This window comes from Streptomyces sp. CAI-85, from assembly GCF_013363615.1.
Taxonomy (GTDB): domain Bacteria; phylum Actinomycetota; class Actinomycetes; order Streptomycetales; family Streptomycetaceae; genus Streptomyces; species Streptomyces antibioticus_B.
Genome location: NZ_JAANNX010000002.1, coordinates 1 through 19,998, shown reverse-complemented (window position 1 = coordinate 19,998; position 19,998 = coordinate 1). Strand labels below are relative to the sequence as shown.

Genomic DNA, 19,998 nt, shown 5'->3' with positions numbered 1-19,998 from the left:
ACCCGTCCGGTGCACCGCCGCCAGGGGCCGTCCGTCGTCGGCCCCGCCCGAGCCGCCCGATCCATCCGCGGACGGCTCCGCAGACCGGAGACCCCCATGGACATATCAACGAAGAGGACGGGCGCGGACGACGTGCCCGGCACGAACATCCCCCCGGCACCGACGGCCGAGCAGAAGCGCACGGCCCGCGGCGCCACCCGCCCCGGCGACCGGATCTTCCTCGGCCTCTCGCGCGGCTCGGGCATCCTGCTGCTCGCGATCATGGCCGCGATCGCGGTCTTCCTGACCTACCGCGCCTACCTCGCGATCAGCGAGGACGACGCGAACTTCCTGACCACCTTCGAGTGGAACACCGGCCTGGTCCCGCCGAAGTTCGGCATCGCGGTCCTGGCCTTCGGCACCGTCGTCTCGTCGGTCATCGCCATGGTCATCGCGGTCCCGGTCGCGGTCGCCATCGCGCTGTTCATCACCCATTACGCCCCCCGCAGGCTGAGCGGTCCGGTCGCCTACGTGGTCGACCTGCTCGCCGCGGTCCCGTCCATCGTGTACGGCCTGTGGGGCGCCCTGGTGCTGGTGCCGTACCTGGACGGCCTGTTCGGCTGGCTGAACGACTTCTTCGGCTGGACCGGCGTCTTCTCCTGGGACGAGGGCGCCCCGCGCTCGATGCTCACCGTCGGCATCCTGCTGGCCATCATGATCCTGCCGATCATCACCAACGTCAGCCGTGAGGTGTTCCGGCAGGTCCCGCAGATGCACGAGGAGGCGGCCCTGGCGCTCGGCGCCACCCGCTGGGAGGTCGTCCGCATGGCGGTGATCCCCTTCGGCCGCTCCGGAGTGATCTCGGCCTCGATGCTCGGTCTCGGCCGCGCGCTCGGCGAGACGATGGCCGTGGCCACCGTCCTCTCCCCCGACTTCGACATCCACGCCAGCCTGCTGAACCCCGGCGGCGGCACCTTCGCCCAGAACATCGCCAGCAAGTTCAACGAGGCGACGGAGTTCGGCCGTGACGCGCTCATCGCCTCCGGTCTGGTCCTGTTCGTCATCACCCTGCTGGTCAACGGCGCGGCACGCATGATCATCGCCCGCCGCAAGGAGTACTCGGGGGCCAACGCATGAGCCACGCAGCAACCGTCTCCGACAAGCGCCCCAGCACGCTGCGCGGCGCGAGCCTCCCGAAGTGGTCGCCGTGGGCGATCGCGGCCGGCGCCATCGCCGTGGCCGTCGGCATCGGCCTGGCCGCCGGACTGCACAGCCGGGTCCAGTGGGGCCTGATCGCCGGCCTCCTCTTCGTCCTCGGCACCTACGGCATCGCCGCGAAGGTGGAGGGCCGCCGCCAGGCCAAGGACCGCATCGCGACCTCGCTGGTCTGGGTCGCGTTCGTGCTGGCCGTCGTCCCGCTGGTCTCCCTGCTGTGGACGACGATCGTCCGCGGCGTGAAGGTCCTGGACGTCTACTTCCTGACCCACTCCATGGGCGTGGTCGCCGACTCCGAGCCGGGCGGCGGCATCTACCACGCCATCATCGGCAGCCTGGAGCAGGTCGGCCTCGCCACCCTGATCGGCGCCCCGATCGGCATCCTGACGGCGATCTACCTGGTCGAGTACGGCCGCGGCGGCCTGGCGAAGGCGGTCACCTTCTTCGTCGACGTCATGACGGGCATCCCGTCGATCGTCGCGGGCCTGTTCATCCTCAGCCTGATGCTGATGTTCGACATGCAGCCCTTCGGCTTCGCCGGCTCCCTCGCCCTGGCGATCCTGATGATGCCGGTGGTCGTACGCTCGACCGAGGAGATGCTGAAGCTCGTCCCGAACGAACTGCGCGAGGCGAGCCTGGCGCTCGGTGTCCCGAAGTGGCGCACCATCCTCAAGGTGGTGGTCCCGACCTCGATCGGCGGCATCATCACCGGTGTGATGCTGTCGGTCGCCCGCATCGCGGGTGAGACGGCCCCCGTCCTGCTGCTGGTCTTCGGCAACCCCTTCATCAACAACAACCCCTTCGAAGGGGCGCAGGCGTCGCTGCCGCTCTACATCTACCAGCAGTACTCGCAGAGCGCGGGTTCGACGGCGGCCTACGACCGTGCCTGGGCGGCCTCGCTCACGCTGATCGCCTTCGTGATGATCCTCAACATGGTGGCCCGCGGCATAGCCCGCTGGAAGGCCCCGAAGACCGGTCGCTGACGCGGCCTCGGCGACCGAGACTGGAAGTGAAGAAGTAACCATGGCCAAGCGAATCGACGTAAGCGGACTGACCGCGTACTACGGCGCCCACAAGGCGATCGAGGACATCTCGATGACAGTGGAGCCGCGTTCGGTGACGGCGTTCATCGGGCCGTCCGGCTGCGGCAAGTCGACGTTCCTGCGCACGCTGAACCGTATGCACGAGGTGACGTCCGGCGGCCGGGTCGAGGGCAAGGTGCTCCTCGACGACGAGGACCTGTACGGCGCGGGGGTGGACCCGGTGTCGGTCCGCCGCGAGATCGGCATGGTCTTCCAGCGTCCCAACCCCTTCCCCACCATGTCGATCTTCGACAACGTGGCGGCGGGCCTGCGCCTCAACGGCAGCTACAAGAAGAGCGAGCTGTCCGAGGTCGTGGAGCGGTCCCTGAAGGGCGCGAACCTCTGGAACGAGGTCAAGGACCGCCTCAACAAGCCGGGCTCCGGTCTGTCGGGCGGCCAGCAGCAGCGGCTGTGCATCGCGCGCGCCATCGCGGTCGAGCCGAAGGTGCTGCTCATGGACGAGCCCTGCTCGGCCCTGGACCCGATCTCCACGCTCGCCATCGAGGACCTGATCGGCGAGCTGAAGGAACGCTTCACGATCGTCATCGTGACGCACAACATGCAGCAGGCGGCCCGGGTCTCCGACCGCACGGCCTTCTTCAACCTGGCGGCCGTCGGCCGTCCCGGCAAGCTGATCGAGATCGACGACACGGAGCGCATCTTCTCCAACCCGTCCGTCCAGGCCACGGAGGACTACATCTCGGGCCGCTTCGGCTAGACCCCTCGCGGTGCTGCATGGCGGTGCCACCGCGAGGCGCAAAAGGGCCCGCCCCCACTCCGGGGGCGGGCCCACACGCGTGGCTCTCGGGCACTTCTTGTCCACCGAGACGGGCCTCCCCACCCAACCGAGACGGGTGCCTCCCCACCCCAACCAAGTCGGGGGCCTCCCCATCCAACCGAGACGGACGCCTCCCCACCCCAACCGAGACGGGGGCCTCCCCATCCCAACCAAGTCGGTACCTCTTCATCCGACCGAGACGGGTGGGTGGGTGGGAAACATGGGGTCCGGGGCGCAGCCCCGCGACGGCGCCTCTCAGCCAACGGGGCCCGGGGCGGAGCCCGTGGCGTCGGCTACAGGAACGCCAGATTCACGACCCAGAACGACAGCGCAGCGACCACCGCAGCCGCCGGCATCGTGATGAACCACCCGAGCACGATGTTCTTCGCGACACCCCACCGCACCGCATTGATCCGCTTCGTCGCCCCCACACCCATGATCGCCGAGGTGATCACATGCGTCGTGGAGATCGGCGCCTTGAACAGAAACGCCGTCGTGAACATGATCGACGCCCCCGTCGTCTCCGCAGCGAACCCCTGCGGCGGATCCAGCTCGATGATCTTCCGCCCCAGCGTCCGCATGATCCGCCACCCCCCGGCGTACGTCCCCGCGGACAGCATCACCGCACAGACGATCTTCACCCACACCGGGATCGGGTCGCCGTAGTCCTCGACGTCCGCGATGACGAGCGCCATCACCACGATGCCCATCGTCTTCTGCGCGTCCTGAAGACCGTGCCCGAGCGCCATCCCCGCCGCGGAGACGGTCTGCGCGATCCGGAAGCCACGCTTCGCCTTGTGCGGATTGGCCCGCCGGAACAGCCACAGGATCGCGGTCATCACCAGATAGCCGACGATCAGACCCACCAGCGGCGACAGGAACATCGGAATGACGACTTTCTCCAGGACGCCGCTCCAGTAGACCGTCGTACCCCCCGCCAGCGCCGCCCCCACCATCCCGCCGAACAGCGCGTGCGACGACGACGAGGGCAGCCCGAAGTACCAGGTGATGAGGTTCCAGGTGATCGCGCCGACCAGCGCGGCGAAGAGGATCCCCATCCCCTTCGACCCCTCGGGCGTCTCGATCAGCCCCTCGCTGACCGTCTTGGCGACCCCGGACCCCATGAACGCGCCGGCGAGGTTCATCACCGCGGCCATCGCGAGCGCGGCCCGCGGCGTGAGCGCGCGCGTCGACACCGAGGTGGCGATGGCGTTCGCCGAGTCGTGGAAACCGTTCGTGTACGTGAAGAAGAGCGCGACCCCGACGGTCACGACCAGTGCAAGGGTGTCCATGAAAGGTTCAGGACTCCTTGACGGCGATGGTCTCCACCGTGTTCGCCACGTGCTCGAACGCGTCGGCCGCTTCTTCCAGCACGTCCACGATCTGCTTGAGCTTCAGCACCTCGATCGCGTCGTACTTGCCGTTGAACAGGTGCGCCAGCAGCTTGCGGTGGATCTGGTCGGCCTGGTTCTCCAGCCGGTTGACCTCGATCCAGTACTCGGTGAGGTTCTGCATCGTCCGCAGGTTCGGCATCGCCTCGGCGGTCAGCTCGGCCGCCCGCGCCAGCACCTCGATCTGCTGCTCGACGCCCTTGGGCAGCTCCTCGACGTTGTAGAGGACGACCAGGTCGACGGCCTCCTCCATGAAGTCCATGATGTCGTCGAGGGAGGACGCCAGGGAGTAGATGTCCTCGCGGTCGAACGGCGTGATGAAGGAGGAGTTGAGCTGGTGGAAGATCGCGTGCGTGGCGTCGTCACCGGCGTGTTCCGCGGCCCGCATACGCTCTGCGATCTCGGCCCGGCCGGACGAGTCCGCCCCGAGCAGTTCCATCAGGAGCTTGGAGCCCGTGACGATGTTGTCCGCGGATGCGGCGAACATGTCGTAGAAGCTCGTCTCCCTGGGGGTCAGACGAAAGCGCACGTGAGGTCCTCGGAATGGATCGGTTTCGGTCAAGCTGGTGGCCAGGTTGATGCTAGGCGCACCATCCGACCGTGGCTATCGGGCCGTCCCCCAGTGTCGCCCATCAGGCACAGTGATCAGCACGGGGGCGGTCACGGAGTTCTCACGGGCCCTCTACCCGCAAAGTTCGTTACGATATACCCGGCAGGGGTATATGTCCGAAACGGGAGGACGCGATGACGACGACCGAGGTCACCGAGGGCGCACCGACCGCCGAGACGCACGCCACACACGGCTACCACAAGCAGAAGGACGAGCACCTCAAACGCCTGCGGCGGATCGAGGGCCAGATCCGCGGTCTCCAGCGCATGGTCGACGAGGACACCTACTGCATCGACATACTCACCCAGGTGTCCGCCTCCACCAAAGCGCTTCAGTCGTTCGCGCTGCAACTGCTGGAGGAGCACCTGCGCCACTGCGTCGCCGACGCGGCCGTCAAGGGCGGCGAGGAGATCGACGCGAAGGTCGAGGAGGCCACGAAGGCGATCGGCCGGCTACTGCGCACCTGACCCGGTGGGCCGTGCCGCGGCCGCCCGTTCCTCCCCGACCCGCAGCACCTGGTCGATGCTCTCCAGGCTGAGCCGCTCCTCGGCCGCCGAGGCCGCGATGATCAGCTCCCCGCACAGCTCGATCTCGGCGAGGGCCACGTGGTCCTGAACTGCCGTACCGCCGACCGGAGCCACGCGCATCACCTCGTCTCTGCCGTCACCGGCTTCCTAGAGTAGGGAGCGGTATACATCGCGCGCATGGCACGGACGGGCTAGTCCTTGCCCCCCGCGGCGGCCTCACCGCCCCCGGTGTCCTCCGCGATCCGCCCGGCGTAGATGTCCTCGGACGCCGGCAGCCGTACGTCGACGGCGGCCCCGAAGTCGTAGAGCAGGGTCGTGGAGGCCACCGCCACCGCCTTCTCCTGCCGTCCGTTGACAAAGCTGAACCGGTGCCGGACCTTGCGGATGCGCCCCTCGTCGTCGAGGTACACGTCGAACGGCACCCGCGCCGTGGCGAACCCTTTCGCCGCCGCCCGCAGCGGCCCCCGGCCCCCCTCGGAGGCCCCCTCGGCGGCCAGCGCCAGGTCCGCCGTCCCGCGGTAGTGCCGCACCGGCGTCCCGGCCACCTCGGTCCGCCCCACGTACGTCGCCGTGCGCGTCCCGCGCAGCACCTCGGCCGCGGCGAACGGGTCGGTGGCCCCGCCGGTCACCAGATTCCCGTCGGACAGGGTCGCCGTCTCCACCCGCACCCACTTGTCCTCGGGCACCCCCGCGCCCCGGTTCTTCATGAACAGCGCGCCGGGCGCGAGGAGTTCGGTGATCGGCCGGTGCTCGACGGTGCCCGCCGGGTCCTGCGGCAGCAGCACCTTCAGCTCGCCGAGCTGGCGGCGATAGTCGTAGACCCCTTGGCCGCGGATGGTGACCCGGGTGCCGCCGGTGGCCATCTCCATCGAGGTGCGCGCCTTGGACGTGCCCGCCCGCACCAACGTGTCGGCGGCCCGGTGCAGCAGCGGCACCGGGTCTCCCGCCCGGCCGTCCTCGGTGTCGGAGCCCCCCGCGGAGCATCCGCCCGCCCCCGTGCAGACCCCGGCCACCAGGCCCGCGACGACGACCACCGCACCCCTTCGACTGTGCCACCGCTGCGCCATCGCCCGCCTGCCTCGACCGATCCGTCCGTCAGGGGGCCCGGAGGTCCCCGTCGTTCCGGATAACGACGGGTACGTGCCCCCGTCACGCGCGCCCGGGGCCGGTAACGTTGTCGTCGTGACACAGCAGGACGGTTCGGCCCCTCCCCTCTCCGACGGGGAGCACGACAGGGAACACCTCACCACGACCGTCGAACAGGGCCGCTTCTGTGTGGCCCGGTGCACCTGCGGCTGGCGCGGACCGGCCCGCAGGGCGCGCAGCCTGGCGAGAGCCGACGCCGCGGACCACCTCGGCGGCTGAGCACCCCGGCGCACCCCGCTCCACCCACCGCCGCCGACTCCACCGCCACCCCCGACCGACGTCACCGTTCCGTCACCGCCCGGCCGCCGGCGGAACCCGCCCTTCCGAGACCCCGTCTCGCAGGACGAGGCCCCCGGTGGCCGACAGACGAGCCGACAGGCCGACGGAAGGCGCGAGACATGCAACGGCGTACGTTCATCGCGGGCGGCACCGCCGCCCTCGCGGCGCTCACCACGACCGCCTGCACGGGCGGCGACGACACGGGAGGCACCACGGACGACTCCGCTCCCCGCCCCGGCACCCCGGCCGCGTCCCCGACCCTGATCACCACCGGCGTCTCCGCGGCCGCCAACTGGTCCGCGCTCGCACGCGACTTGGACGGCCCGCTGATCCGCCCCGGCGACGCCTCCTGGAACACCGCCCGCAAGCTCTACAACACCCGCTTCGACACCCTCAAGCCGGCCGCCGTGGCCTACGTCGCCCACACCGACGACATCCGCACCGTCCTGGCGTACGCCCGCGCCCACCGCACGAAGGTCGCGATCCGCAACGGCGGCCACTCCTACGGCGGTTGGTCCTCCGGGGACGGCCGCCTGATCGTCGACGTCTCCAAGCTCAACAAGGTACGGGCGAGCGGGAGTTCGGCCGTGGTCGGCGCCGGGGCGAAGCTGATCGACGTCTACCGGGCGCTCGCCGCCAAGGGCGTGACGATCCCGGCGGGCTCCTGCCCCACGGTCGGCGTCTCGGGCCTGGTGCTCGGCGGCGGCCACGGCGTGGTCTCCCGCGCCTACGGCCTGACCTGCGACAGCCTCACCCGGGCCACGATCGTCACGGCGGACGGCAAGCAGCTCGTCGCCGACGCCACCCAGAACAAGGACCTGTTCTGGGCGCTGCGCGGCGCGGGCAACGGCAACTTCGGCGTCGTCACCGAGCTTCAGTTCAGGACCCACCCCGCGCCCCAGGCCGTCACCGGCTATCTCACCTGGCCCTGGGCGAAGGCGGCCGCGGTGGTGAAGGCGTGGCAGGAGTGGGGTCCCGCCCAGCCCGACGAGATCTGGTCCTCGCTCCATGTCTCCGCCTCGCCCGGCCGCACCCCCACGGTCTCGGTCGCCGCGTTCAGCATCGGCACGTACGGCGGCCTGAAGAACGCCGTGGACCGGCTGGCGGACCGGGTGGGCGCCCCGGCGTCGAGCGTGTCCCTGCGCCGCCGCTCCTACGAGGAGGCGATGGAGGTCTACGCCGGCTGCTCGTCCTTCGCCACCGACGCCCAGTGCCATCTGCCGGGCTCGACCCCGGGCCGCACCCCGCAGGGCAAGCTGGGCCGCGAGACGTACGCGGCCCGCTCGGACTTCTTCGACCGCTCCCTGTCGGCGGCCGGCATCCAGACCCTGCTCAAGCAGATCACCGCGGTGCAGGGCGGCGCGGGCAGCATCGCACTCACCGCGCTCGGCGGCGCCGTCAACCGGGTCTCCCCGACGGCCACGGCGTTCGTCCACCGCCGCTCGCGCATGCTCGCCCAGTACATCGCGTCCTGGGGAGCCGGTTCGGCGGGCACGGCGGCCCAGTCCTGGCTGACCAGGGCGCACAAGGCGATGGGCCCGTACGCCTCGGGCGCCGCCTACCAGAACTACGCCGACCCGACACTGACGAACTGGCGCAAGGCGTACTACGGCGACGCCCTCCCGCGCCTGACCCAGCTCAAGCGGCAGTACGACCCGCAGGGCTTCTTCAGCTACCCGCAGGCCCTCTGAGACACCCTCACGGCCGCCTCCCCCGGCCTACGCCGCGAGGTCCCGCTCCCTGCTCGCCGACCGCCGCGCCCCCGGGACCACCGCGTCCCGGGCACCGGCACGGGCCTCCTTGCTGCGCACCGCCCAGCCGAGCCGCGGCGACCGGTCGACGGCCTTCAGCAGCGGGGTGAGCAGCATCGAGGCGAACGGCGACAGCAGCAGGGCGACGGCCGTACCGAGGGCGAAGCCGCCGATGACGTCCGTCGGGTAGTGCACGCCCATGTAGACCCGGCAGAACCCTTCGAGCAGGGCTATCCCGAGACCGACGAGTCCGAACTTCCGGTTGGCGACGAACAGCGCGACCGCCATGGCCATGGTGATGGTGGCGTGGTCGCTGACGAAGGAGTAGTCGGTCTTCCCGGAGACCAGCACTTCCAGGCCCTGATGGTCGAGGAAGGGCCGGGGCCGCTCCACGAACCCGCGGATCGGCACATTGACGACCACGGCGACGGCGGCGGCGAGCGGGGCCCACACCAGCGCGGCGACGGAGGACGCGGCCTCCTCGACCCCGCCGGGCCGGCGGCGCACGGTCCACCAGCACCACATGATCATCAGGATCATGGCGAACAGCAGTCCGTACTCGCCGACGAACTCCACGACCCGGTCCAGCCAGTGCGGCGCGTCCTTCGCGAGCCCGTTGATGTCGTAGAGCAGGTCGACGTCGGGGTTCGACCCGGAGTCGGCGAGTCCAGCCATGGTGCTGCGGCCCCTTCGTCATGATCGTGCGCGGCGCTCGCGTGCGCCTGTCCCCACAGGAACGCACGACCCCCGTCGATACGTTCCGCTCTCCATCGAATGATCACGCAGACGTTATCGAAGAGAGATACATCACCGCAGCTCAGGGGGGCGGAGACGGTCCCTGTCAGACGGTCGTGGGGAGCGCTTTCGCGCCATCTTCGGTCACCCGGGTGGCGCCGAAGTACTTACGGGTGTCGATCGGGTCGAACCGGATGACGGCGCCCGTGTACGGAGCGTCGATCATGTACCCGCCACCGACGTAGATGCCCACGTGATCGATGGCGCGGGAATTTGTGGGATCCGGCGAGAAGAACACCAGATCACCGGGAAGGAGTTCGTCCCGGGAGGGATGCGGCCCGGCGTTGTACTGATCGTTGGCCACCCGGGGCAGCGTGATCCCCACGCTCTCATAGGCAGCCTTGGTCAGCCCGGAACAGTCGAACCGCCCACCCTGATCGGCAGTGCCATTCCCACCCCACAAATAGGGCGTCCCCAGCTTCTTCTGCGCAAAGTAAATCGCCCCCGCCGCCTGCTCGGAGGGGTCGACCCGGGTCACCGGGGCCGCGAAGGACTCCTCCAGGGTCGTGATCGTCTTCACGTAGTTCTGGGTCTCCCGGTACGGCGGCACGCCCCCGTGCTTGATGACCGCGTAGGCCCCCGCGTTGTAGGCGGCGAGCATGTTCCTGGTCGCGTCCCCGGGTACGTCCTTCACGTACGAGGCGAGCTGGCAGTCGTACGACGCGGCCGACGGGATCGCGTCGTCGGGGTCCCAGACGTCACGGTCGCCGTCGCCGTCGCCGTCGATGCCGTGCGTGGCCCAGGTGCCGGGGATGAACTGCGCTATCCCCTGCGCGGCCGCCGGGCTCTGCGCCTTCGGGTTGAAGCCGCTCTCCTGGTAGAGCTGGGCGGCGAGCAGCGCGGGGTTGATGGCGGGGCAGAGATTGCCCCACTTCTGCACGAGGTTCTGGTACGCGGCGGGCACGGCACCCTTGGCGAGCGTCGTGACGCCGCCGACTCCGCCCGTGACGTTCCCGGCGACCAGGTACACGCCGATGACAAGCACCATCATGAAGGCGGCCCCGGCTCCGACGGCGGCCGTCCCCACGATCCACGCCTTACGCACCGTCAACCGCCCCTCGCCGCCCGTGAGTCCGCCCCGGTCAGTGTAGAGGCGTATAAGTTCGTGCACGGAGACCGCAGAGCGCCGTTTTCACGCCGAGGAGGCCCCGCCGATGTCCGACGTCCCCCAGGACCTCACCTGGATCCGCGCCGCCCCGCCGGAGGCGACCGGCCCCGGCCCCTGGTTCGAGGTCGCCTTCGGCGAGGGCGACGACCCCGAGACCCCGGTCCACATCCGCGTCACCGACGCCCCGGACAACATCGTCACGACGAACCGCCGCAAGTGGGACGCCTTCGTCCTGGGCGTCCGAGCAGGAGAGTTCGACCACTTCGTGGAGGGCGTGGACCTGACCTGACCCGGCGTCACGGACCACCGCCGTCCCCGTCCAGGGCGTCCAGAAACCGCCCCTGGAAGTCCCTCTCGGCCCGTCGGCAGGGCGCCGAGAAGAAGGCCCGCCCGGCCTCCGCGAGCGAACACCCCAGCAGGGCCCTGGTGACCAGGACCGCCTCGGCCCCGTGGCAGCCGCGGTCCTTCAGCCACTGCTGGAGCCGGTCGGGGTCCCGGGACGCCTCCCAGCCGGGCCGGGCGGCCTCGACCGCCGCCGCGACCCGATGCTCGCGACCCCACACATCCCCGCGCACCACCGCATGCAGATGCTGGTCGTGCCAGCCGTCCTCGTGCAGTAGTGCGCCCCGCATGGTGCCCTCGTAGGCGTAGCCCGCCTTCGACGCCACCCGGCAGGACGGTTCGTTGGACACGGAGTGGCACAGGCGCAGGCGGTGCAGGCCGAGGTCGTCGAAGGCCCAGCGGGTCAGTCGTTCCACCACGGGGACGGCGAGGCCGCGTCCCCGGGCCGGCGGCAGCAGCCAGTACACGATCTCCGCACTCCCGCCCGCGAGATCGACGTCGTTCCACCCGGCCAGCCCGACGACGTCCCCGCCGTCCACCGGCGCCAGGGCCCAGACCGCGCCGGTCCCGGACCGCCACCGCTCGCTCATACGCGCGATGCGCAGCTCGGCGGCGGCGAGGTCGGCGACGGTCAGCAGGTTCCACTTCCGGATCGCGGGATCCCCCGCGGCCGCGACCAGCGCCCCCGCGTCCGCCGCCCGCCAGGGCCGCAGCTCCAGTCCCCGCACCACCGGCCCCAGCACGGGCTGTTCGGCACCCCTCATCGTCCCTGACGCCCCCTCACTCGCCGTGCGCCCATCGCCACCATGAGACCATCGGAGAACAGGAAGACCGGCCTCACCCGACCAGCCGTCAGAAGCGGAACAGGGCCGTGAAGTGGGTCAACGACGGAACCACACCAAGGTTCCGCTCCGGCCTCATTGCCCGGCGTGACCGGCCGTGATACACAGAGTGACCGTACGAGACATTCATACGAATCCCGCTCATCAATGGCGCCAAGTCGACATGAGACGGCGGCATTGTCGGCGACAATGAGTCCTGACCTCTGCACACCGCAGGGGACACGCGGAACTACCCACCAGGGGCGGTGACTTACATGCTGTTCGCGGCCGACAAAGGCGACATCAACACCATCATCGGCGGGATCGCTCCCGACTGGGGCCCCTTCGGCAGCCTGGGCAACGAGGCGAAGACGATGATCCAGGTGGTGATGGCCGTGGCCATCCTGCTCTGCCTGGGCATCGCCGTCTGGGGCGCGGCCAAACAGCGCATCGGCGCCACGGCCCTCCGGGACACCTTCAGCGCGGAACAGGGCAAGGGCCTCATCATCGCCGGCCTGACGGGCGTCTTCATCATCGGATCGCTCGGCACCCTGTTCACGATCGTGTACGGCATGGCCATCTAGCCCGGCTCCCCGGCCCCCGCACTCCCACCCACCCGTCGCGCCCACCGGCTGAGGTTGCGTCTCCCTGATGTCGAGTCACCACACCGCGCCCGCGCGGGAACCAGCACGGCTACCGTCGTACTCCTACGCGTTCCGGTACGGCAGCGAGGGGGCGTTCGCGGCATGACTCCCGGCGACGAACACGACTACGGCGAGCGCACGGGCACCCGCCTGCGCCTCCCCGAGACCGACCCCTACGGCGGCGCCCGCCGCCCCGCCCGCTCCTCGTCCCGCAGCCTGGTCACGGTCGTCGGCGTCTTCGTCCTCCTCATCGCGGCCATCGCCTTCGCGAACCGCGGCGGAGACGACACCTCGGCCTCCGACACACCCCAGCAAGCGAACAAGCCGAACGCGAAGTCGACGGCCCCGTCGGGCACGAAGCCGGTGGAATCGAAGCAGGCCGGTATCCCGTCCGGGTTCGCCCGGACCGAGCAGGGCGCCCAGTCCGCGGCCGCCAACTACGCGGTGGCGCTGGGCTCGACCGGCATGTTCAAGAAGGACAGCAGACACAGCCTCGTCGACACCGTCTACACCACCGACGCGGCGGCGAAGCTCCAGGGCGCCATGGACCAGGCGTACTCGGCCGACTTCCTCGCCAAGATGGGACTCGACCCCGAGGGCGACGCCCCCAAGGGCAACACCTTCGTCTCCCGCGTCGTCCCCGTGGGCACCACCGTCGAGGCGTACTCGGACACCACCGCCAAGGTCGCCGTCTGGTACCTCGGCCTGATCGGCATGTCCGGCACCACCTCGACCGACCCGGTCACCTCGTCCTGGAAGACCTGGACGTTCGACCTCAACTGGGCCGACGGCGACTGGAAGATCGCCGCCGACACCCAGCGCAACGGCCCCGCCCCGGTCCCCGGCGACGACCAGGCCGCCACCTCCGACGAGATCAGCAAGGCCATCGAGGAGTACGGAGGGTTCACGTATGCCCGGTAACCCGCACCGCCTGCTCAGGCTCGCCGGAGTCGTCACGGCCGTCCAGACCACCGCCGTGCTGCTGGCCACCCGCGCCTACGCGGCCCCGACACCCGACCCGTCCCCGTCGGGCTCACCGACGCCCGCCCCCAGCAACACCGTGGATTGCAGCCTGATCCCGGGCGAGGCCAAGAAGTACTGCGAGCGCGGCAACACCAGCCCCGGCACCACCCAGAACCCCACCGTCTCCGACACCCTCGACCCCCTCTCCTCCCTGGCGAAGGGCTGCGCCGAGGCCGCCGCGTGGACCGTCAAGAAGCTCAGTGAGGCGGTGAAGGAGACGGCGAACGTCGACTTCACCAACCCCCGCTTCCTCCAGCAGTACGCCGTCGTCTTCGCCGCCTCCACCGTCCTCACCCTCCTGCTCTGGCTGCTCGCCGTGGCCAAGCGGGCGGTCCGCGGCGTCCCCCTGCCCACCGCCATCGGCGAAGCCGTCGGCTTCCTCTGGCTGACCGTCCTCGCCTCCGCCTTCACCCCCCTGATCCTCTACACCGTCGTCTCCGCCACCGACGGCATCACCGAGGTCCTCGCGAAGACCACCGGCGACCAGACCGACACCTTCTTCGGCACCTTCTCCGCCGCCCTGGAGAAGGGCGAGAACATCGGCGGCGGCCCGATCATGCTGATCGTCGTCTCCCTGGTCAGCATCCTCGCCGCCGGCGTCCTCTGGCTCGAGCTGGTCATCCGCGCCGCGCTCCTCTACGTCGGCGCCCTCCTCGGCACCGTCGTCTACGCCGGCCTGGTCGACAAGAACCTGTGGAGCCACGTCCGCCGCTGGGCCGGCATCATGATCGCCGTCATCCTGGTCAAACCGGTCATCGTGATCGTCCTCGGCCTGGCCGGCGCCCTCTCCGCCGACGACGGACCCAACGCCTTCTCCGCCGTCGTCTCCGGCCTCTCCATCATCCTGCTCGCCATCTTCGCCAGCGCGATGATCTACCGCTTCGTCCCCGGCTTCGGCGACGAGATCGCCGGCTCCCGCAACAACCGCATCATGCAGGGCGCCGAGAGCAAGGCCGCCGCCGTCATCAGCTCCCCCGCGACCCTCGTCGCCCAGGGCATCAAGACCCACAGCACCCGCGCCGACAACAACGGCGGCGGAACCACCTCCAGTGGCCCCCGCCCCGCCAACCCGGCCTCCGGAGGCGTCGCCGCGCACAGCTCGCGCACCTCGAACGGAGGCGGCGGATCTGTCCCCTCCGCCGCACCCGCACCCCGCACGAGCGGCACGGTCAACACCCCGCACGCAGGCAACACCCGCAACAACCGCACGGGAGGTGAAGGGCGTTGACGACCGAGTCCCACGCGATCTCGCCCCGCCGCACTTATCTGATCGGCCGCGCCCGGCCGAACGCGATCGTCGGCCGCAACCGCGAGACCGGCGAGATCGCCCTGATCATCGCCGGCGCCTTCCTCGGCATGATGTGCGGACTCCTCGTCCCCGTCCTCTCACTGCGCATCGTGCTGCTGACCGGCTTCCCGCTGATCGCGCTCGCCGCGGTCTACGTGCCGTACAAGCACCGCACGTTCTACAAGTGGTTCGAGATCAACCGCAGTTACAAGCGCAGCCTGCGCCGCGGCACCGCCTACCGCTCCGGCGTCATGGAGGCCGGCACCCGTATCGGCGGCGAGGAGATCGAGGTCGGCCCGCCGCCGGGCATCGGCCGCATCAGTTGGCTGGCCGCCCCCTTCGGCCCCGACGAGATCGCCGTACTCCTGCACGCGGACCGCCGTACGGTCACCGCCGCCATCGAGATCGAGGGCCCCGGCGTCGGCCTGCGCGACAGCGAGGACCAGGAGGCCCTGGTCGACCGCTTCGGCACGCTCCTCAAGCACGTGGCCAACGGCGACGGATTCGTCACCCGCCTCCAGATGCTCGCCCGCACCCTGCCCGCCGACCCCGACGCCCACGCCAAGGACGTCGCCCAGCGCGGCGACGACAAGGCCCTGCCCTGGCTCCAGACGTCGTACGACCAGCTCCAGTCCATGGTGTCGACGAGCAGCGAGCAGCACCGCGCCTACCTCGTCGCCTGCATGCACTACAACCGCGAACTGGCCGCCGAGGCCCACGCCATGGCCCGCGCCGCCCGCCCCCAGGCCGGCCGCAAGCTGGACCGCGACGCCGGCCTCGCCGTCGTCATGGCCCGCGAACTCACCGACATCTGCTCCCGGCTCCAGGAGGCGGACATCCGCGTCCGCCAGCCCCTCGGCCAGGGCCGCCTCGCCTCGCTCATCCACTCCATGTACGACCCGGACCACCCCATCGACCACATCCAGGCGATGACCCGGCGCAACGCCTGGCCGGCCGAACTCGACGCCATGGAGCCCACGTTCCTCCAGGCCAAGACCCGCGAGTCCGCCACCCGCGCCCCCTGGTGCCACGCCACGGCCTGGGTCAAGGAGTGGCCCATGACCCCCGTCGGCGTGAACTTCCTGGCCCCGCTCCTCGTCCACACCCCGGACGTCATCCGCACCGTCGCCGTCACGATGGACCTCGAACCCACCGAGGTCGCCATCGAGCGCATGCTCACCGAGAAGACCAACGACGAGGCCGAGGCCAGCCGCGCCGCCAAGATGAACCGCACCGTCGACCCCCGCGACGTCGCCGCCCACTCCCGCCTCGACCAGCGGGGCGAGGACCTGGCCTCCGGCGCCGCCGGCGTCAACCTGGTCGGCTACATCACCGTCTCCTCCCGGAACCCCGAGGCCCTCGCCCGCGACAAGCGCACGATAAGGGCGTCCGCGGGCAAGTCGTACCTGAAGCTGGAGTGGTGCGACCGTGAGCACCACCGCGCGTTCGTGAACACGCTCCCGTTCGCCACCGGCATCCGAAGGTAGGGCTTCACATGCGGGACCCGCTGTCCGTCCTCACCGACGCCTTCACGGCCTTCCTCTTCGGCAAGGTCGAGACGACCCGGCTGCCCGTCCGCACCTCCACCGGCCAGGCCCAGGCGGTCTACCTGCCCACGGCCGCCCCCGGCCTCGGCGACTCCGGCGTCATCATCGGCCGCGAGGTGTACTCCGGCAAGGGCTACATCTACGACCCCTTCCAGCTCTACGGCCAGCAGCTCCCGGCCCCGCACTGGCTGGTCCTCGGCGAGTCCGGCAACGGCAAGTCGGCGCTGGAGAAGACGTACGTCCTGCGCCAGCTCCGCTTCCGCGACCGCCAGGTCGTCGTCCTGGACGCCCAGGGCGAGGACGGCGTCGGCGAATGGAACCTCATCGCGCAGGCGCTGGGAATAACTCCCATCCGCCTGGACCCGATGGCCGCCCTGGACCACGGCATCCGCCTCAACCCCCTGGACCCGTCGATCACCACCACGGGCCAGCTCGCGCTGCTGCGTACGATCATCGAGGTGGCGATGGGCCACGGCCTGGACGAACGCTCCGGCTTCGCCCTGAAGGTCGCGCACGCCTACGTCAACGAGACGATCGTCGAACGCCAGCCGGTCCTGATGGACATCGTGGAGCAACTCCGCCACCCCGAGCCCGAGTCGGCCGAGGCGATGAACGTCGCCATAGACGACGTACGCGCCTGGGGCCTGGACGTCGCCCTGGTCCTGGACCGCCTCGTCGACGGCGACCTGCGCGGCATGTTCGACGGCCCGACCACGGTCGGCATCGACCTCGACGCGCCCCTGATCGTCTTCGACCTCTCGCACATCGACCGCAACTCCATCGCCATGCCCATCCTGATGGCGATCGTCGGCGTCTGGCTGGAGCACACCTGGATCCGCCCCGACCGGAAGAAGCGCATCTTCCTGGTCGAGGAGGCATGGCACATCATCAACAGCCCCTTCGTCGCCCAGCTCTTCCAGCGTCTGCTGAAGTTCGGCCGGCGCCTCGGCCTGTCCTTCGTGGCGGTGGTCCACCATCTCTCGGACGTGGTGGACGGAGCGGCCGCGAAGGAGGCGGCGGCGATCCTGAAGATGGCCTCCACCAGGACGATCTACGCCCAGAAGGCCGACGAGGCACGGGCCACCGGCCGCGTCCTCGGCCTGCCCCGCTGGGCGGTGGAGATCATCCCCACGCTGACCCCCGGCATCGCCGTCTGGGACGTCAACGGCAATGTCCAGGTCGTCAAACACCTGGTCACGGAGACCGAACGCCCCCTGGTCTTCACGGACCGCGCGATGACGGAGTCCTCGGCCGACCGCCTGACCTCCGACGCCCTGCGCGCCGCGGAACTCGAACAGGAGGAGCGGGCTGCGGCCTTCATGGAACAGCACCTGGGCGACTCGGAATCCACGGTGGCGTAGGCGGCGCGGGCAGACAGGGAGTGCGGTGCGATGAGACCGGGTGAGAACCGGCACGACGGCGGCCAGGGCGGCGGCGTCCCCGACGGCCTGCTGATCGGCATCATCGCGTTCCTGCTCGGCATCACCCTGCTGACCTGGACCGCGGCGGGCCTGGCCGCCCTCCTGGCGCACGGCGCCTGGCCGGAGGGGCTCAGCTTCACCCGCACCCCCCTGGCCATGCGCCACCTCGTCTCGGCCCCCCGCGACCTCCCGGCCGCCTGGCCGGACACTCCCCCCGGCTCCCTGTCCGGCTACGGCCTCTTCTGGGGCCTGCTCATCGGCCAGTTGATGATCCTCCTGGTCCTGGCCATCTTCACCATGGGCACCCTGGCCCGCTGGAAGGCGGTCCGCGCCCGCAAGAAGGCCGGCGCCTACGACACCCCGCCGCCCCCGGAGCCCGCCCCTACGGCGACGGAACGCCTCCCCGTCGAGGCGATCCCGTCGATCCCCTCGACCCCGTCGATCCCGGCCCCCGCCGCTCCTCCCCTCACCGTCGAACGGCCCGTCGGCGCCGTCCACTTCGCCCCGCCCGCCGACCGCAGATCCCCTGCCGTCCAGGCCATCCAGGACGCCGAGGGCGCCACCCTGGTCGTCACGTCCGACCCCACCCTCTGGCAGGACACCAAGGACGCCCGCGCCAAACTGGGCCCGGTCCACCTCTACGACCCCGCCCACCTCTGCGACACCCCGTCCCGCCTCCACTGGTCCCCGACCACGGGCTGTGAGGACAAGCCGACGGCCGCCGCCCGCGCCACCGCGCTCCTGACCCCGGTGAAGCCGACGGCCCGCCTCGACCAGGCGGTCAACGACACCGCCGAAACCCTGCTGCGCAGCTACCTGCACGCCGCCGCCCTCGACGGCCGCACCATCCGCCACGTCCACCGCTGGTGCCAGGGCACCGGCGTCCAGGAGGCGGTCCGCACCCTGCGCACCCACCCCAAGGCGGCCCCCGGCTCGGCCGGCGAACTCGAAGCCGCCCTGACCGCCCACCCCGAACGCCGCGACATCGCCCACGAACTGACGACCCGGGCACTCTCCGCCCTCTCCGTCGTCAACCTCCGCGAGGCATGCACTCCAAACCGAACTGATGCCCTCGCCTTGGATTCCTTCGTGGACGAAGGGGGCAGTCTTTACGTGGTCGGCGAATCCATCGAGGACCCCAGGACGCATCCCGGCGCGATGCCGCTCCTCACGGCCCTCGTCTCCAGCGTGGTCGAGCGCGGCCGGCGCATGGCCGAACGGTCATCCTCCGGTCGCCTCGACCCACCACTGACCCTGGTCCTGGACGACATCGCGGCCGTGGCCCCTCTCCCCCAGCTCCCGGACCTCCTCGCCTCCGGAGCCGACCAGGGCCTGCCCACCCTCGCCCTCCTCCGCTCCCGCGAACAGGCCAAGTCCCGCTGGCCCCACCACGACCTACCGCTCTAGCACCAGCTCCAACTCGGACTCGGGCTCCCCTTCCCCGAGCGCCACGGTCACCCCACTGGCCACAAACCCCATCCGCCGGTACGCGGCCAACGCCGGCGCGTTGTCCTCGTGCACGATGAGCCGCACCCGCTCGAGCCCCAGCCCCCAGGCCCACTCCAACGCGGCGTCGAACAGCCCCCGGCTCACCGCGCCCCCACGCCATTCGGGCCGCACATACACCCCGACGACATGCCCTTGCCCACGCTCCACGTCGAACCCGGCCCAGTCGACCGTCCCGGCCTCCTCCACCAGCAGGGTGACCGTGCCCACCCAGGCCCCGTCCCCGGCCACGGCGACGAACTGCCGGGCACCGCGAGAGCCCTCCCCGGCGCCGGCGGCCCGCTCCTGCCAGAAGGAGTCCGGCCGCTCGACGGCGTCCTCGTACGTCTCCAGAAAGGCGAGCGGCGCCGCCGGATCCTTGAGCGCCAGCAGTCGCAGCGCTTTCACGGACTCCCACTCGCCGGCCTGTATACCCCGCACTATGAAGTCACTCATGGGGTCACAGTAATAACCCCGGTAAACGCAGAAAACCCCGCACCATGACGGTGCGGGGTTTCCCACAATGATTGTTCGGCGGTGTCCTACTCTCCCACAGGGTCCCCCCTGCAGTACCATCGGCGCTGTGAGGCTTAGCTTCCGGGTTCGGAATGTAACCGGGCGTTTCCCTCACGCTATGACCACCGAAACACTATGAAACTGTTCCAGCCGCACCGTATGTGGCAACGTGGGGCTGTTCGTGGTTTCAGAACCAACACAGTGGACGCGAGCAACTGAGGACAAGCCCTCGGCCTATTAGTACCGGTCA

General features: G+C 70.3%; 21 protein-coding genes and 1 rRNA gene. 13 read left to right on the top strand and 9 right to left on the bottom strand.

Annotation, left to right across the window (positions count from 1 at the left end; translation table 11 throughout):
- Positions 1-96: 96 nt before the first annotated feature.
- The 3 genes from pstC to pstB are packed head-to-tail and all read left to right on the top strand — an operon-like array spanning position 97 to position 2,994.
- Positions 97-1,116: a phosphate ABC transporter permease subunit PstC gene (gene pstC / locus G6W55_RS02935; protein WP_175519206.1), complete on the top strand. Its 1,020-nt coding sequence runs from the start codon at positions 97-99 to the stop codon at positions 1,114-1,116.
- Positions 1,113-2,177, top strand: coding sequence for a phosphate ABC transporter permease PstA (gene pstA, locus G6W55_RS02930; RefSeq protein ID WP_085211923.1), 1,065 nt, complete (start codon positions 1,113-1,115; stop codon positions 2,175-2,177). Before pstC ends, pstA begins: the two co-directional genes overlap by 4 nt.
- Positions 2,178-2,217: 40 nt before the next feature.
- Positions 2,218-2,994 carry a phosphate ABC transporter ATP-binding protein PstB gene (gene pstB, locus G6W55_RS02925; protein WP_030795341.1) on the top strand — a complete coding sequence of 259 codons (777 nt, stop codon included), beginning with the start codon at positions 2,218-2,220 and terminating at the stop codon, positions 2,992-2,994.
- A 353-nt stretch (positions 2,995-3,347) separates the two neighbouring features.
- Here the strand turns inward: pstB and G6W55_RS02920 are convergent, their stop codons facing one another.
- Together G6W55_RS02920 and G6W55_RS02915 are read right to left on the bottom strand one after the other, a co-directional pair.
- Entirely contained in the window at positions 3,348-4,346 is a 999-nt protein-coding gene (locus G6W55_RS02920; RefSeq protein WP_030795343.1) for an inorganic phosphate transporter, read from the bottom strand.
- 7 nt (positions 4,347-4,353) lie between these two features.
- Positions 4,354-4,974 (bottom strand): DUF47 domain-containing protein, encoded by a 621-nt coding sequence (locus G6W55_RS02915; protein WP_030795345.1) that lies wholly within the window; start codon positions 4,972-4,974, stop codon positions 4,354-4,356.
- A gap of 215 nt (positions 4,975-5,189) precedes the next feature.
- Between G6W55_RS02915 and G6W55_RS02910 the strand changes: the two genes are divergently transcribed.
- Positions 5,190-5,522, top strand: coding sequence for a metal-sensitive transcriptional regulator (locus tag G6W55_RS02910; protein WP_175519205.1), 333 nt, complete (start codon positions 5,190-5,192; stop codon positions 5,520-5,522).
- On the opposite strand, the gene G6W55_RS02905 is transcribed toward G6W55_RS02910, so the two are convergent.
- Positions 5,508-5,702 (bottom strand): hypothetical protein, encoded by a 195-nt coding sequence (locus G6W55_RS02905; RefSeq protein WP_030795352.1) that lies wholly within the window; start codon positions 5,700-5,702, stop codon positions 5,508-5,510. The two genes, G6W55_RS02910 and G6W55_RS02905, sit on opposite strands and share 15 nt — an antisense overlap.
- A gap of 71 nt (positions 5,703-5,773) precedes the next feature.
- Positions 5,774-6,649, bottom strand: coding sequence for a hypothetical protein (locus G6W55_RS02900; protein ID WP_175519204.1), 876 nt, complete (start codon positions 6,647-6,649; stop codon positions 5,774-5,776).
- A gap of 115 nt (positions 6,650-6,764) precedes the next feature.
- Here G6W55_RS02900 and G6W55_RS02895 point away from each other — a divergent pair, with 115 nt between their 5' ends.
- Positions 6,765-6,947, top strand: coding sequence for a hypothetical protein (locus tag G6W55_RS02895; RefSeq protein WP_175519203.1), 183 nt, complete (start codon positions 6,765-6,767; stop codon positions 6,945-6,947).
- A gap of 179 nt (positions 6,948-7,126) precedes the next feature.
- A complete protein-coding gene (locus tag G6W55_RS02890; protein ID WP_175519202.1) occupies positions 7,127-8,698 on the top strand; it encodes an FAD-binding oxidoreductase in 1,572 nt (523 codons plus the stop codon).
- A 27-nt stretch (positions 8,699-8,725) separates the two neighbouring features.
- Here G6W55_RS02890 and G6W55_RS02885 read toward each other — a convergent pair whose 3' ends face one another.
- Together G6W55_RS02885 and G6W55_RS02880 are read right to left on the bottom strand one after the other, a co-directional pair.
- Positions 8,726-9,433 (bottom strand): phosphatase PAP2 family protein, encoded by a 708-nt coding sequence (locus tag G6W55_RS02885; RefSeq protein ID WP_175519201.1) that lies wholly within the window; start codon positions 9,431-9,433, stop codon positions 8,726-8,728.
- 166 nt (positions 9,434-9,599) lie between these two features.
- Complete coding sequence (locus tag G6W55_RS02880; RefSeq protein WP_175519200.1) at positions 9,600-10,604, bottom strand: bifunctional lytic transglycosylase/C40 family peptidase; 1,005 nt, start codon at positions 10,602-10,604, stop codon at positions 9,600-9,602.
- 103 nt (positions 10,605-10,707) lie between these two features.
- On the opposite strand from G6W55_RS02880, the gene G6W55_RS02875 reads away from it, so the two are divergent.
- Positions 10,708-10,950, top strand: a complete 243-nt coding sequence (locus G6W55_RS02875) for a DUF397 domain-containing protein (RefSeq protein WP_175519199.1) — start codon at positions 10,708-10,710, stop codon at positions 10,948-10,950.
- Between the two features lie 7 nt (positions 10,951-10,957).
- On the opposite strand, the gene G6W55_RS02870 is transcribed toward G6W55_RS02875, so the two are convergent.
- Positions 10,958-11,767, bottom strand: a complete 810-nt coding sequence (locus G6W55_RS02870; RefSeq protein WP_175519198.1) for a GNAT family N-acetyltransferase — start codon at positions 11,765-11,767, stop codon at positions 10,958-10,960.
- A 332-nt stretch (positions 11,768-12,099) separates the two neighbouring features.
- On the opposite strand from G6W55_RS02870, the gene G6W55_RS02865 reads away from it, so the two are divergent.
- The 6 genes from G6W55_RS02865 (at position 12,100) to G6W55_RS02840 (ending at position 19,154) form a co-directional block, all read left to right on the top strand.
- Positions 12,100-12,408: a hypothetical protein gene (locus G6W55_RS02865; RefSeq protein ID WP_030795368.1), complete on the top strand. Its 309-nt coding sequence runs from the start codon at positions 12,100-12,102 to the stop codon at positions 12,406-12,408.
- A 162-nt stretch (positions 12,409-12,570) separates the two neighbouring features.
- Positions 12,571-13,389: a hypothetical protein gene (locus G6W55_RS02860; RefSeq protein ID WP_175519197.1), complete on the top strand. Its 819-nt coding sequence runs from the start codon at positions 12,571-12,573 to the stop codon at positions 13,387-13,389.
- Positions 13,379-14,719: a hypothetical protein gene (locus G6W55_RS02855; RefSeq protein WP_175519196.1), complete on the top strand. Its 1,341-nt coding sequence runs from the start codon at positions 13,379-13,381 to the stop codon at positions 14,717-14,719. The genes G6W55_RS02860 and G6W55_RS02855 overlap by 11 nt, the downstream gene beginning before the upstream one ends.
- Positions 14,716-16,266, top strand: a complete 1,551-nt coding sequence (locus G6W55_RS02850) for an SCO6880 family protein (RefSeq protein ID WP_175519195.1) — start codon at positions 14,716-14,718, stop codon at positions 16,264-16,266. The genes G6W55_RS02855 and G6W55_RS02850 overlap by 4 nt, the downstream gene beginning before the upstream one ends.
- Positions 16,267-16,274: 8 nt before the next feature.
- Complete coding sequence (locus G6W55_RS02845) at positions 16,275-17,687, top strand: ATP-binding protein (protein ID WP_085211944.1); 1,413 nt, start codon at positions 16,275-16,277, stop codon at positions 17,685-17,687.
- A gap of 30 nt (positions 17,688-17,717) precedes the next feature.
- Complete coding sequence (locus tag G6W55_RS02840; RefSeq protein WP_175519194.1) at positions 17,718-19,154, top strand: type IV secretory system conjugative DNA transfer family protein; 1,437 nt, start codon at positions 17,718-17,720, stop codon at positions 19,152-19,154.
- On the opposite strand, the gene G6W55_RS02835 is transcribed toward G6W55_RS02840, so the two are convergent.
- A complete protein-coding gene (locus G6W55_RS02835; protein WP_175519193.1) occupies positions 19,143-19,688 on the bottom strand; it encodes a GNAT family N-acetyltransferase in 546 nt (181 codons plus the stop codon). The genes G6W55_RS02840 and G6W55_RS02835 overlap by 12 nt on opposite strands.
- 73 nt (positions 19,689-19,761) lie before the next feature.
- A 5S ribosomal RNA gene (gene rrf / locus G6W55_RS02830) occupies positions 19,762-19,878 on the bottom strand.
- Positions 19,879-19,998: the final 120 nt, after the last annotated feature.